This window comes from Curtobacterium sp. NPDC089185, assembly GCF_040685235.1.
In the GTDB taxonomy this organism is placed as follows: Bacteria; Actinomycetota; Actinomycetes; order Actinomycetales; family Microbacteriaceae; genus Curtobacterium; species Curtobacterium citri.
In genome coordinates this window covers 345,067-358,758 of sequence record NZ_JBFBHK010000001.1, presented here as the reverse complement: position 1 = coordinate 358,758, position 13,692 = coordinate 345,067, and the positions used below count along the sequence as shown (strand labels likewise).

General features: G+C 70.8%; 11 protein-coding genes. 5 read left to right on the top strand and 6 right to left on the bottom strand.

Going from position 1 to position 13,692, the window contains the following annotated elements:
- Positions 1-128: 128 nt before the first annotated feature.
- The 3 genes from AB0N84_RS01630 to AB0N84_RS01620 are packed head-to-tail and all read right to left on the bottom strand — an operon-like array spanning position 129 to position 4,191.
- Positions 129-2,276 (bottom strand): ABC transporter ATP-binding protein, encoded by a 2,148-nt coding sequence (locus tag AB0N84_RS01630; RefSeq protein WP_289457755.1) that lies wholly within the window; start codon positions 2,274-2,276, stop codon positions 129-131.
- Entirely contained in the window at positions 2,269-3,207 is a 939-nt protein-coding gene (locus AB0N84_RS01625; protein WP_069711647.1) for an ABC transporter permease, read from the bottom strand. The genes AB0N84_RS01630 and AB0N84_RS01625 overlap by 8 nt, the downstream gene beginning before the upstream one ends.
- A 3-nt stretch (positions 3,208-3,210) precedes the next feature.
- Complete coding sequence (locus tag AB0N84_RS01620; RefSeq protein WP_069711646.1) at positions 3,211-4,191, bottom strand: ABC transporter permease; 981 nt, start codon at positions 4,189-4,191, stop codon at positions 3,211-3,213.
- Positions 4,192-4,443: 252 nt separating this feature from the next.
- On the opposite strand from AB0N84_RS01620, the gene AB0N84_RS01615 reads away from it, so the two are divergent.
- Complete coding sequence (locus AB0N84_RS01615) at positions 4,444-6,156, top strand: ABC transporter family substrate-binding protein (protein ID WP_363543320.1); 1,713 nt, start codon at positions 4,444-4,446, stop codon at positions 6,154-6,156.
- Between the two features lie 155 nt (positions 6,157-6,311).
- On the opposite strand, the gene AB0N84_RS01610 is transcribed toward AB0N84_RS01615, so the two are convergent.
- The 3 genes from AB0N84_RS01610 to AB0N84_RS01600 form a co-directional block, all read right to left on the bottom strand.
- On the bottom strand, positions 6,312-6,863 hold the full coding sequence (locus tag AB0N84_RS01610) for a hypothetical protein (RefSeq protein WP_363543318.1): 552 nt from the start codon (positions 6,861-6,863) through the stop codon (positions 6,312-6,314).
- 268 nt (positions 6,864-7,131) lie between these two features.
- Positions 7,132-7,611 carry a peroxiredoxin gene (locus AB0N84_RS01605; RefSeq protein ID WP_363543316.1) on the bottom strand — a complete coding sequence of 160 codons (480 nt, stop codon included), beginning with the start codon at positions 7,609-7,611 and terminating at the stop codon, positions 7,132-7,134.
- A 93-nt stretch (positions 7,612-7,704) separates the two neighbouring features.
- The gene (locus AB0N84_RS01600; protein ID WP_363543314.1) at positions 7,705-8,454 is read right to left on the bottom strand and encodes a CPBP family intramembrane glutamic endopeptidase; all 750 of its coding nucleotides are present in this window, start codon (positions 8,452-8,454) and stop codon (positions 7,705-7,707) included.
- A 125-nt stretch (positions 8,455-8,579) separates the two neighbouring features.
- On the opposite strand from AB0N84_RS01600, the gene typA reads away from it, so the two are divergent.
- From typA to AB0N84_RS01580, 4 genes are all read left to right on the top strand, one after another.
- Positions 8,580-10,502 carry a translational GTPase TypA gene (gene typA, locus AB0N84_RS01595; RefSeq protein WP_069711641.1) on the top strand — a complete coding sequence of 641 codons (1,923 nt, stop codon included), beginning with the start codon at positions 8,580-8,582 and terminating at the stop codon, positions 10,500-10,502.
- A 97-nt stretch (positions 10,503-10,599) separates the two neighbouring features.
- Entirely contained in the window at positions 10,600-11,793 is a 1,194-nt protein-coding gene (locus tag AB0N84_RS01590; RefSeq protein WP_363543312.1) for an amidohydrolase, read from the top strand.
- A gap of 70 nt (positions 11,794-11,863) precedes the next feature.
- On the top strand, positions 11,864-12,403 hold the full coding sequence (locus tag AB0N84_RS01585) for a hypothetical protein (protein ID WP_363543310.1): 540 nt from the start codon (positions 11,864-11,866) through the stop codon (positions 12,401-12,403).
- A gap of 19 nt (positions 12,404-12,422) precedes the next feature.
- Positions 12,423-13,655 (top strand): PIG-L family deacetylase, encoded by a 1,233-nt coding sequence (locus AB0N84_RS01580; RefSeq protein ID WP_363543308.1) that lies wholly within the window; start codon positions 12,423-12,425, stop codon positions 13,653-13,655.
- The last annotated feature ends 37 nt before the right edge of the window (positions 13,656-13,692 follow it).

Here is a 13,692-nt window from a genome sequence, read left to right as displayed (position 1 = left end):
TCACGTCGACCGGACGACCCGGGCGTGACGGACGAGGCCCGCTCGCGCGGCGGACCGGACCGGCGGCACCACGCACCGGACGGGAGGCGCGTGGCCGCCCCGCCCCGCACCTCCCGTCCGTCGGTGGGTCAGACCGCCGCTGCGGCCGCGTGCTCCGTCAGCAGGTGCTCCTGGTCGGTCTGCACGCACGCCACACCGCGACCGGCGACGTCCTGCAGCCGGGGGTCGATCGTCCGGCACTGCTGCTGACGACCCTCGTCGAGCAGCTGGTAGAGCGGGCACCGGGTGCGGAACCGGCAGCCGTCGATTCGCTCCGTCGGTGAGGGCAGATCGCCCTGCAGCAGGATGCGACCCCGGTCGGCCTCGGCGTCGGGGTCCGGCACGGGCACGGCGGACAGCAGTGCGCGGGTGTACGGGTGCTGCGGGTCGTCGAACACCCGGTCGCCCTCGCCGTACTCGACGATCCGGCCCAGGTACATGACCGCGACGTCGTCGGCGATGTGCCGGACGACGGACAGGTCGTGCGCGACGAACAGGTAGGACAGGCCCAGGCGGTGCTTGAGGTCCTCGAGCAGGTTGATCACGCCGGCCTGCACGGACACGTCGAGCGCGGACACGGGCTCGTCGAGCACGAGGATCTTCGGCTCGACGATGAGCGCCCGGGCGATGCCGATGCGCTGCCGCTGCCCGCCCGAGAACTCGTGCGGGTACCGGTCGATGTAGCTCGGCTCGAGGCCGACGAGCTCGAGGACGTCGCGCACCCGTCGGCGGATCTCGTCCTTCGCGACCCCGTGCACGGTCAGCGGTTCGCCGATCACCGAGCCGATGTCGAGCCGCGGGTCGATGGAGGCCATCGGGTCCTGGAACACGACCTGGATGTCACTGCGGAGCGCGCGGCGGTCGCGCTTCGACAGCGTGCCGGTGTCGACCCCGTTGACCCGGATGGTGCCCTGCTGGGCGCCGGCGAGCTCGAGGATCTCCATGATCGTCGTGGTCTTGCCGCAGCCGGACTCGCCGACCAGTCCGAGGACCTGCCCGCGCTTCAGCGTCAGCGAGATCCCGTCGACGGCGTGGACCTCGCCGATGCGGCGGCGGAAGACGGCGCCCTTGGTGAGCGGGAACGTCTTCACGACGTCCTGCAGCTCGAGCACGACGTCGTCGCCGTGGTCGATCGTCGACTCGGGGACGTCCTCGGGGCGGGGGAAGATCTCGGAGCGGGCGAGGGTGCCGGCGGCGATCTCGTCGCGTCGGATGCAGGCGGCGACGTGGTCGTCGTCGAACGCGCCGTTCGAGATCGTCGGCACGGCTCCGGTGAGCACGGGGTTGTCCACCCCGGCCGGCACGCTCGGCGCGAGCAGGGCCGGCTCGCCGTCGCGGCAGGCGTCGAGGACCGCGGGGCAGCGGTCCGCGAACGGGCAGCCGGTCGGCTTCGCGGTGAGGAGCGGCGGGCGACCCTCGAGCGGCACGAGACGCTCGGCGCGCGACGAGGTCATGTTCGGCATCGAGCGGAGCAGGCCGATCGTGTACGGCATCACCGGCTCGTGGAACAGCGGTCCGACGGGCGCCGTCTCGACGATCCGGCCCGCGTACATGACCGCGACCCGGTCGGCGTTGCCGGCGACGACGCCGAGGTCGTGCGTGATGAGCACGACGGCGGCACCGGTCATGTCCTTCGCGGTCTGCAGCACGTCGAGGATCTGCGCCTGGATCGTCACGTCGAGCGCCGTCGTCGGTTCGTCGGCGATGATGAGCTTCGGGTCGTTCGCGATGGCGATCGCGATCATCGCGCGCTGCCGCATGCCGCCGGAGAACTCGTGCGGGAATGCGTCGAGGCGTCGTGCCGCGTTCGGGATGCCCACGGCGCGCAGGAGTTCCTCGGCGCGGACCCGGGCGGCCTGCGCGGTCAGCGCCCGGTCGTGCAGCTTGAGGCCCTCGACGATCTGCTGCCCGATCGTGTACACCGGCGTCAGCGCGGAGAGCGGGTCCTGGAACACCATCGCGATGTCGCTCCCACGGAGCCTGGACATCTCGCGGTCGGAGCGCCCGACGAGCTCCTGGCCGTCGAACCGGATGCTGCCCTCGACGTGCGCGGAGGACGGCAGCAGGCCCATCACGGCCATGGAGGACACCGACTTGCCGGACCCGGACTCGCCGACGATCCCGAGGAACTCGCCCTGGTTGACCGAGTAGTCGACACCGCGGACCGCGTGGACCGGCTTCGTCCGGGGGTTGAACGTGACGGACAGGTCGGAGACGGTGAGCAGCGGCTCAGTCACGGTTGGCTCCAGAGGTGGGGTCGATGGCGTCGCGCAGGGCGTCGCCGAGCAGGCTGGTCGACAGCACGGTCGCGACGAGGGTCGCGGCCGGCAGCACGAAGAGCCAGGGGCGGGTGACGGCGGACTGGCTGCCCGCGGCGAGCAGGGTGCCGAGGGACACGTCGGGCACCTGGATGCCGAAGCCGAAGAAGCTCAGCGCGCTCTCGGACAGGATCATCGCGCCGACGCCGAGCGTCGCGTCGATGATGAGCAGCGAGGCCACGTTCGGCAGGATGTGCCGGCGGATGATCGTGAACGAGGGCACGCCCATGAACCGCGCGGCCTTGACGTAGTCGCGCTCCCGCAGCGACATCGTCTGGCCGCGGATGACACGCGCCATGATCATCCAGCCGAAGATCGCCAGACCGATGATGAGCGCGACCCAGCTGAGGTTCTTGAACAGCGGGCTGAGGAGCACGAGCGCGTAGAACGACGGGATGACGAGCAGCAGGTCGATGCCCCAGACGAGCGCGCGGTCGACGAACCCGCCGAAGTAGCCCGCGATCGCGCCGACGATGCCCGCGATGAGCGTGGCGGCCGGCCCGGCGATGAGGCCGATGAGCAGCGACTTCTGCAGGCCCACGAGGGTCTGCGCGTAGATGTCCTGACCGATGTCGTTCGTGCCGAACCAGTGTGCGGCGCTCGGCGCGGCGCCGAAGGCCAGACCGTCGGAGTCGACGGCGTTCCAGTGGTACAGGTACGGGCCGACGAAGGCCCAGAGGAGGATGAGCAGCAGCGCACCGCCACCGATGCGGGCGCGCCAGGTGCCGAAGACCTTGCGCCAGAGCGGCGTCCGGCCGCCGGTGACCTCGACGACGTGCGCCGGCTCGCCGGCAGCCCCGTCGGTCGGGTCACCGGCAGTGGTCGTGGTGGTGGGGTCGAGTACGGACACGGGTCACACCCTCACTCGCGGGTCGAGCGCGGCGTAGAGCAGGTCCGCGAGGGTGCCTGCGATGAGCACGAGGACCGCCGTGAAGAGGATCGTGCCCGCTGCCGCGTTGATGTCGTTGTTGGTGATGCTCTGCACGAAGTACTCGCCCATGCCGTGCCAGCTGAAGACCAGTTCGGTGATGCTCGCGCCGGTCAGGATCAGCCCGAACGAGTACGCGAAGAACGTCGACATCGGGATGAGCGCGACCCGGACGCCGTGCCGCATGATGGCCGACCCGCGCGTCCGGCCCTTCGACCGGGCCGTCCGGATGAAGTCGTTCGACAGGACGTCGAGCATCGCCGACCGCTGGTAGCGCGAGTACGACGCGACGGCGCCGACGGTGAGCGAGATCGTGGGGAGCAGCAGGTGCACGAGTCGGTCGCCGAGGACGGGGAGGAACCCGGTCACCCCCGGGGTGTACTCACCCGTGAAGCTGATCAGCTGCGTGCCGGTCGCGTTGTTGAGCGAGGTGGCCAGGATCATCAGGACGACGGCGATGACGAAGGGCGGCGTGGCCAGGACCGCGAACGACAGGTACGTCGAGACCTGGTCGGACGTCCGGTACTGCCTGACCGCGTTCCAGACGCCGAGCAGCACACCGAACAGCGCGCCGAGCAGCGTGCCGATGACGAGCAGGCGGAGGCTCGTGCCGGCCCGGGCGACGATGTCCGCCGTCACCTCGGTGCCACGGGCACTGATGCCGAGGGAACCGTGCGTGACGAGCCCGGTCCACCAGTCCCAGGTGCGGACGAGCAGCGGGGTGCCCGGGTCGGCGCCGAGCTTCTGCAGCGAGGCGTCGATCGTGCCCTGCGGCACGGCTGGGTTGCGGCCGAGGAACCGAGACGCCGGGTTCAGCGTGGAACTGGCGAGCAGGTACCCGAGGGTCGTCGCGACGATCGTCAGGATGACGTAGTTGACGATCCGCTTCGCGATGAAGGCAAGCATGGACGATGGACCTCGCTAGGGGTACGGACGGCGTTGTCGGTGACGAGAGCGTAACCCCATCCGACCACGTCGTGGTGATGCGAAGTGACGCTATGCAACATGTGTTACAGCCGTGTTTCGATTCCTCGCAGGGACTCTTGTGGTCGCTGCGGATGTGGTTAGGGTTCTCAACCAACAGACCCGACGGCAGGGGCCGTCGGGGTCGCAAGGCGCTCAGCGCAGACACATCGAAAGGGGATCCTCGCGATGCGAATGAGGATCAAGACCACCGCCGTGCTCGCCACCGCGGCCGCCGCAGCCCTCGTGCTCGTCGGCTGCTCCGGTGGTGGGACGGCGGGCGAGAGCAGTTCCGCCGTCGCCCAGTCGTCGCTGAAGTCGACCGGGTGGACGAGCGCGGACCGCGACTCGGTCAAGGACGGCGGTTCGCTGACGCTGCCGATCGACTCGGCTCCCGCCAACTTCCAGATCAGCAACCTCGACTCGGGGACGGTCGACGACCAGACGATCGCGGGGGTGTACCTGCCCGGGTTCATCCAGTTCAAGGAGAACGGCGACTGGGAGGCGAACCCGGACTTCGCGGACTCGGTGAAGCTGACGAAGGACTCGCCGCAGACCGTCGAGATCAAGATCAACCCGAAGGCCGTCTGGTCCGACGGCACGCCGATCACCGAGAAGGACGTCGCGGCGAACTGGAAGGCGCTCAACGGCACGAACCCGGCCTTCGCGCCGCTTGCCACGAACGTGTGGGAGGACGTCGAGTCCGTCGAGCAGGGCTCCGACGAGCGTGACGTGGTCATCACCTTCAAGAAGACGAACGCCGACTGGGCGAGCGTCCTCTCCGGCATCTACCCGGCCTGGGCCGTCGACACCCCCGACCACTTCAACAAGGCGTGGGCCAAGGGCCCGTACGCGGCCGACGGCAAGACCTTCGTCTCCGGCGGTCCGTACATCCTGAAGTCCTTCGACGCCAACGGCGGCGTGCTCACGTTCGAGAAGAACAGCAAGTGGTGGGGCGACACCCCGAAGCTCGACACGATCGTCTTCAAGACCGTGTCCCGCGACGGCCTCGCCCAGGCCTACGCCAACAAGGAGCTCGACGCCTTCAACCTCTACGGCAGCGCCGACAACCTGAAGACCGCGAACAGCCGGTCCGACTCGAAGATCGAGCGCTCGCTCGGCACCACCTGGCGCCACGTGACCCTCAACGGCACCTCCGAGGTCTTCAAGGACAAGGAGGTCCGCCAGGCCTTCGCGCAGTCGCTGAACCGCAAGGTGCTCGCCCAGGCGATCCTGTCGCCGGTGAAGAGCCCGGGCGACGTGCTGAACAACATGGTGTACCTGCCGGGGCAGAAGGGCTACGAGGACGACGCCTCGAAGGTCTACGGCTACAGCGTCGAGGACGCCAAGAAGAAGCTGCAGGACGCCGGGTACACCATCGGTTCGGACGGCTACGCGTCGAAGGGCGGCAAGGAGCTCGACGTCCGCTTCGTCATCCCGTCGGACAACCAGAACTCGGCGAACATCGCGCAGCTCGTGCAGCAGCAGACGAAGGCGGCCGGCTTCAAGGTCACGATCGACACCGTGCCGACCGACGACTTCTTCACGAAGTACATCACCACCGAGACGCGTGACTTCGACGCCACGTACTTCGCGTGGCAGGGCACGCCGTTCCCGGTGTCCTCGCTCAAGTCGATCTTCTACCCGGCCGACGCCGGACAGAACTACGCCGGTGTCACCGACGACTCGCTCGGCGACGCGTGGGACAAGGCGAACGCCGAACTCGACGCGAGTGCCCGGATCAAGGATGCCCAGGCCATCGACAAGAAGATCGTCGCGGTCGCCGGCACCATCCCGCTGTTCGCGGAGCCCTACGCCTGGGGCGTGCGGAAGGACCTCGTGAACTACGGTCCGGCGCAGTTCCAGTCGAGCTCCGTCAAGTGGCAGGACGTGGGCTACACCAAGTAGTCACCCCGCCGCGCAGGACCCCCGTCGCCTCCGGGCGGCGGGGGTCCCGTGCGTCCGGGACGGTGCGCAGGCGGGTCGGACGGGAGGCACGGTGCCGGCCCGTCCCGTCGGTCCCGCCCACGGGCGGCCGGGTCGGACGCCCCTGGCCGGTCGGGTCAGAGCTGCGCGGCGGCCATCGACGCGGCGACGCCGAGGACGACCATCCCGGTCACCGACCAGCCGTGCGCCCGGTGCGTGATCGGCGCCGGGACCACCGTCGCGGGCGGTGGGCCGGTCTGCTCGACCGGCGCGGGGACGAAGGTGCGCATCCTGCGGGCCGCGGCGTCGACGTCGAGGGGGGTGGTGCCTCCCGGCCGGCCGCTGGTCTCGCCGAGCCGTGCGGTGGGACGGGTGGCGAGCCAGGTGCGGCGGACGCCCTCGCTGGTGACGACCTCGATGCCGTACTTCGTGCGGATCTCGGTGACGCGGCGCCAGTCGTAGGTGCTCGTGCGTCGGACGTCCACGATGCGGAGGTGGTCCGGGGTGCACTCGAAGCGGGGGCGCCAGAAGACGGCCCAGGCGACCAGGGCGATGAAGCAGCTCGGCACGGGGACCAACCAGGGGGAGCCGCCGCCGACGAGGGCGAGGGGCACGAGCACGACGGCGATGCCCCAGAGGACGACGGCGAGCCGGCGCATGCCGGGGGCGACGATCACGGTGGAGATCACCCGACGATGGTAGGCGCGCCGACCCTCGGAGACGTCGAGAGCGCCGACCCTCGGACGGTGCCGTGACGGCCGGGGAGCGTGACGAGAGCGCCTCCCCGGGGACGTCCGGGGAGCGGGCGTGACACACCGGCGCGTACCTCCGGACGACCCGATTCCCCGGGGAGGCGAGTCCGTGTGGACCGCTCGTCCCTCTGATGGTCCCCGTCCCCCGTTCGGGTGTCAACACCCCACTGCGGAACCTTCAGGAGATCGACACGCCGTCGACCCGCTACGCGACCAGCTGCTCGACCTGCGCCCGGATCGTCGCGGCCTTCGGGAAGCGCAGCCCCACGAGGCCGACGTGCCGCCACCGCACGACGCCGTCCGGCCCGATGACGAACACCGAGCGGCGGAGTCCGATGCCCGGTGCGACGAGTCCGTACGCGCGGACGACGTCGCCGGCGGGGTCGCTCAGCAGGGGGAAGGTGAGCGAGGAGCCGTGGGCGAAGGCCGCGTGCGAGTCGAGGGCCTGCGGGCTGATGCCCCACACCACCGCGCCGAGGTCGCCGAAGTCGTCGAGCTCTTCCTGGTAGCTGCAGAGCTGGGCGGTGCAGACGGGGGTGGCGTCGCCCGGGTAGAAGGCGAGCACCACCGTCCGGCCGATCTCGGCGGCCAGCGCGTACTCGCCGTCGGTGCGGGCGCCGCCCCGCACGGTGGTGCCGGGCAGGGTGAAGCCCGGCGCTGGCTCACCGACCTCGGGGATCTGCATGCGACCACGCTAGGGCGTCCGGCAGGGAACCACGCCCCGGCCCGCTGGACGCGCGCTGGGCGGATGCACCGAGGTCGTCGCGCGGTCAGCGGGTCAGCGGAACAGCTGGGGGAGGGCCGCGGCGACGAACGGGTAGCCGACGAACACCACGGCGTCGAGCAGGCAGTGCGTGATGACGAGGGGCAGGAGCCGTCCCCACTTCGTGTAGATCCACCCGAAGACGACGCCCATGACGGCGTTGCCGACGAAGGCGCCGAACCCCTGGTACAGGTGGTAGCTCCCGCGCAGGACCGCGGTCGACAGGATGACCTGCCACCGCCCCCAGCCGATGCCTCCGAGGCGCTCGTACAGGTACCCGATGACGATGACCTCCTCCTGCAGCCCGGACCGGATCGCCGAGAGCAGCAGGACGGGGATGGTCCACCAGTAGGTGTTCAGCGCCGCGGGGTCGACGTCGACCGTGAAGCCGAGTGCCCGCCCGGTGAAGTAGAGCGCGAGCCCGGGGATGCCGATGCCGAGCGCGATGAGCGCGGCGCCACCGAGGTCGGGCCGGGCCCGGAACCTGTCGATGCCGAGCCGTCGGAGGTGCGGGCGGGTCGTGCTCCAGAGCAGGTAGCAGACCAGCGCGACCGGGGCCAGGTCGACCGCGATGCCGACGAGCTGCCGGGCGAGGTCGACGTACTGCACGGTCGTGGTCGACGTGTTGAGCGCCGTGGACTGCTCGCCGAGCGGGGTGGTCTGGGACAGGTCGTCGATGATCTGCAGGACCGAGTACAGCGCGCTGCCGCCGAGCGAGAGCATGAGGACGATCGTGATCTCGATCCACGTTCGTCGTCTGCTCACGGGCTGTACTCCTCAGGGTTGCGAACTACCGGTAGACTGGCGTGTCGGGCGTTCTGCCCGCGGGTGCCATGTGTCCACGTCGACCGGCCGCCCGATCTTCTCCGAACACTTGAAGGATGTCCTGTATGGCGCTCGCCACCCGGTCCGACCTGCGCAACGTCGCCATCGTGGCACACGTCGACCACGGCAAGACCACCCTCGTCGACGCGATGCTCACGCAGACCAACTCGTTCGACGCCCACTTCGAGGGCGAAGACCGCATGATGGACTCGAACGACCTCGAGCGCGAGAAGGGCATCACCATCCTCGCGAAGAACACCTCGGTGCTCTACAACGGGAAGCACGCCGAGGAGTTCAACCCGGGTGGTCGCATCACGATCAACGTGATCGACACCCCCGGCCACGCCGACTTCGGTGGTGAGGTCGAGCGCGGCCTCTCCATGGTCGACGGTGTCGTGCTGCTCGTCGACGCGTCCGAGGGCCCGCTGCCCCAGACCCGCTTCGTGCTCCGCAAGGCGCTCGCCGCGAAGCTCCCGGTGATCCTGCTCGTCAACAAGACGGACCGCCCGGACTCCCGCATCGACGAGGTCGTCTCCGAGTCGCAGGACCTGCTCCTCGGCCTGGCCTCCGACCTGTCGGACGAGGTCGAGGACCTCGACCTCGACGCGATCCTCGACGTCCCCGTGGTCTACGCCTCGGGCCGTGCCGGTGCCGCGTCGCGCAACAAGCCCGAGGACGGCACCCTGCCGGACAACGACGACCTCGAGCCGCTCTTCGAGGCGATCCTGCAGCACGTCCCGGCGCCGAAGTACGACGACGAGCACCCGCTGCAGGCGCACGTCACCAACCTCGACGCGTCGCCGTTCCTCGGCCGCCTCGCGCTGCTCCGCATCTTCCACGGCACGATGAAGAAGGGGCAGACGGTCGCGTGGGTCAAGCACGACGGCACCGTCGCGAACGCCCGCATCACCGAGCTGCTCATCACGAAGGCGCTCGACCGCTACCCGGCGGAGTCCGCGGGCCCCGGTGACATCGTCGCCGTCGCCGGCTTCGACACGATCACCATCGGTGAGACGCTGTCCGACCCCGAGGACGTCCGTCCGCTGCCGACCATCACGGTCGACGCACCGGCGATCTCGATGACGATCGGCACGAACACCTCGCCGCTGGTCGGCAAGGTCAAGGGCCACAAGCTCACCGCCCGCATGGTCAAGGAGCGCCTCGACCGCGAGCTCATCGGCAACGTCTCGCTCAAGGTCGAGGACATCGGGCGTCCGGACGCCTGGGAGGTCCAGGGTCGTGGTGAGCTCGCGCTCGCCATCCTGGTCGAGCAGATGCGTCGCGAGGGCTTCGAGCTCACCGTCGGCAAGCCGCAGGTCGTCACCCGCCGTGACGAGAACGGCAAGTTGCAGGAGCCGTACGAGCACATGACGATCGACACGCCGGAGGAGCACCTCGGCGCGATCACGCAGCTCATGGCCGCGCGCAAGGGTCGCATGGAGAACATGACGAACCACGGCACCGGCTGGATCCGTATGGAGTTCGTCGTGCCGTCGCGTGGCCTGATCGGCTTCCGCACGTCGTTCCTCACGGAGACCCGTGGCACCGGCATCGCGAACGCGATCTTCCACGGCTACGACGAGTGGGCCGGCCCGATCCAGACCCGCATCAACGGCTCGATCGTCTCGGACCGCTCCGGTGTGGTGACGCCCTTCGCGATCACGAACCTGCAGGAGCGCATGTCGTTCTTCGTGAACCCGACCGAAGAGGTCTACGAGGGCATGGTCATCGGCGAGAACTCGCGCGCCGACGACATGGACGTCAACATCACGAAGGAGAAGAAGCTCACGAACATGCGTTCGGCGAACGCCGACTCCTTCGAGTCGATGACGCCGTCGCGCCAGCTCTCGCTCGAGGAGTGCCTGGAGTTCGCGCGCGAGGACGAGTGCGTCGAGGTCACCCCCGACGCCGTCCGCATCCGCAAGGTCGAGCTCGACGCGCAGGCCCGCCAGCGCTCGTACGCCCGCCTGAAGCGCCAGGACGCGTAAGCGGTCCGACACCGGTCTGGAGGCACCCCTCCGTCCGACGGCCCGGTCACCTCACGAGGTGGCCGGGCCGTCGGTCTGTGGCGATACGGTGGAGCGCGTGACCCTCGATCTCCTCTCCCTCTACCAGGACCTGCACGCCCACCCGGAGCTCGGCTTCCAGGAGCACCGCACCGCCGGCGTCATCGCCGACCGGCTCGCCGAGCTCGGCGGGATCGAGGTCACCACGGGCGTCGGCGGCACGGGTGTCGTGGGCGTCCTGTCGAACGGCGACGGTCCGGTCGTGTGGCTCCGCGCCGACATCGACGGCCTGCCCGTGCAGGAGCGCACCGGCCTGCCGTACGCGAGCACGCACACCGGCCGCGACGACGACGGCGCCGAGGTCCCGACGATGCACGCCTGCGGGCACGACATCCACGTCACGTGGCTGCTCGGCTCCCTCGAGCGCCTCGTCGACGACCGCGGTGCGTGGCACGGCACGGTCGTGGCGGTCTTCCAGCCCGCGGAAGAGGTGATCTCCGGCGCCCGCGCGATGATCGAGGACGGCCTGGTCGAGCGCTTCCCGCAGCCGGACGTCGTCCTCGGGCAGCACTCGGCGCCGGCCCCGGTCGGCGTCGTCGCGGTCGGCTCCGGCCCCGTGATGGCGTCGAGCGACCGCCTGACGGTGACGTTCAACGGCCGCGGTGCGCACGGCTCGGCGCCCCAGGCGTCGCTCGACCCGATCGTCACCGCCGCCAGCGCCGTCGTGCGCCTGCAGACCGTGGTCTCGCGCGAGGTCTCGCCGTCCGACGCCGGGGTCGTCACGGTCGGCTCGTTCCACGCCGGTACGCGCCCGAACATCATCCCGGACCAGGCCGTCATCGAGATCTCGACGCGGGCCCGGAACGAGGAGACCCGCGAGCGCATCATCGCCTCGATCGAGCGCATCGTGCGGGCCGAGAGCGACGCCGGCGGTCTGCCCGCCCCGACCATCGAGCGGGCACCGGGTGCCGAGGTCACGGTGAACGACGCGGACGCCGCGCGTCGGGTGCTCGACGCGCTCCGCGGGGTCGTGCCGGACGCCCGCGACCTGGAGATCGGGCTCGCGATGGCGTCGGAGGACGTCGGGCAGCTCGCGACGGCCGCCGGCGTGCCGCTCGTCTACTGGTTCACGGGGATCACCGACCCCGAACTGTTCCGTCGCGGCGAGGAGATCCCGAGCAACCACTCGCCGTTCTACGCCCCGCAGGCCGAGACCGCGATCCCCGTCGGCGTCGACGCCCTGACCGCCGCCGCTCGCGGCTGGCTGTCCTGAGGCGCGGCGGGCGGGAGATCCACAGCCAACGCACGCCGAGCCCGGCGGATGGGGCCCTAGGGTGCTGCCCATGCGCACGCCCCGGACCCTGATCGCCGCCGTCACGGCGGGCATCGCCCTCGCCGGCCTGACCGGCTGCTCCGCCGACGCCGTCCGCCAGGCCACCGACCTCGGTTCCTCGGTCGCGTCGAACATGAGCGAGACGGTGCAGGGCATCGACGGCAAGGCCGTCCAGGACGGCATGGCCTCGGTCGCCGGCGGCATCGACGGCGCGCTCGACGCGGCACTGTCGGGCTCGGGCGTGACGAGCGACGGGAAGGTCCCGGACGGCTTCCCGTCCGCGGACGTCCCGCTCGTCGACGGCACCGTCCTCGGCGGAGGGGCCGGCCCGGACGGCACCGGCTGGGTCGTCCAGGTCCGGGTGGCCTCCGTGGACGAGTTCGGCGCGGCGGACGAGCAGCTGGCCGCGGCTGGCTACACCGAGTCGGCGAAGCGTGCCGACGCGACGAGCGCGTTCGGGCTGTTCCGGAGCGACGCGTACCGCGTGGTCCTGACCGTGTCCGACTCCGAGGCCGGTGCCACCGCGACGTACATCGTCACGCCCCGGTAGCGAAGTACCCTGGGACGCGATGTCCAAGGCTCCCGCAACGCGTCCCGAGCGCGTCCTGTTCGTGCACGCCCACCCCGACGACGAGACCCTGTCGTCCGGCGGGACCATCGCCACCCTGCTGGAGCTCGGTGCCGAGGTCACGGTCCTGACCGCGACCCGGGGCGAACGCGGGGAGATGCTCACCGAGGCCCTCGCGCCGCTCTTCGGCGACGGTCCCCGTGTGGCCGCGCACCGCGAGACCGAGATCGCCGCCGCGCTGGCCGCCCTCGGGGGCCCGGCGCACCTGTGGCTCGGCGGCAGGGGAGCGCGCCCCACCGACCTGCCCGAGCGGCGGTACACCGACTCCGGCATGCAGTGGGGGCCAGACGGGCGTGCCACGGCCGCCGCCGACGCCCCGGTCGACTCGCTCACCGCGGCCGACCTCGGCGAGGTCGTCGACGACGTCCGCGCGGCGATCCGCTCGACGGGGGCCGACGCGGTGGTCAGCTACGCCGACGACGGCGGCTACGGCCACCCGGACCACGTGCGCGTGCACCACGCCGCGCGGTACGCCGCCCGCGCCGAGGAGGTCGCCTTCTCGATGATCGTCCCCGCGGACTCGCCCGAGGTGGACCTGACGGTCGACGTCGCGCCGGTCCGGGCGAAGGTCCGTGCCGCGGTGGAGCAGTACCGGTCGCAGGTGACCGTCGACCCGGTCGACCCGGTCGATCCGCAGCGCCTGACCTGGGTGATGCCGCACGGTGTCCGGCAGGCGGCCCCCGCGGTGGAGGCGTTCCGGCACGACGCCGACCCGGTCCCGCCGGCACCGGAGACCTTCGCCGACCTCGGCCGTCAGGGCAAGGTCACGGCGATCGTCGTCGCGGCGGTCGCCGGACTGGTCGTCGGAGCGCTCGGGACCGTCACGCACCAGCAGCGACTCGGGGGCTTCCCGGTCGGCATGGTCCTGACCACGCTCGTCGTGCTCGGGCTCGTCGTGGGCCTGCGGCTCCTGTACCGCTCGCGGGCGATGGTCGCGGCGGCCGGCATCGCGATCATCGTCGCCACGCAGGTCCTGGTGAGCGTCGGCGGTCAGTCGTCACCGCTCGTGCTCGCGAACCTCGCGGGGTACGTCTGGACCTTCGCACCCGCGGTGATCGCGGCCTTCGCACTCGCGTGGCCCGACCTGTCCGGACTCCGCGCCCGCGCCGCAGCGGCGTCGGCTCCGTCGTCCGCGGACCCCGCGCGGTCCGGGGCTCCCGGGCGCCGCGGGTAGACTCGACCACGCTCAGTCCGAAGGGAGCACCCGCACC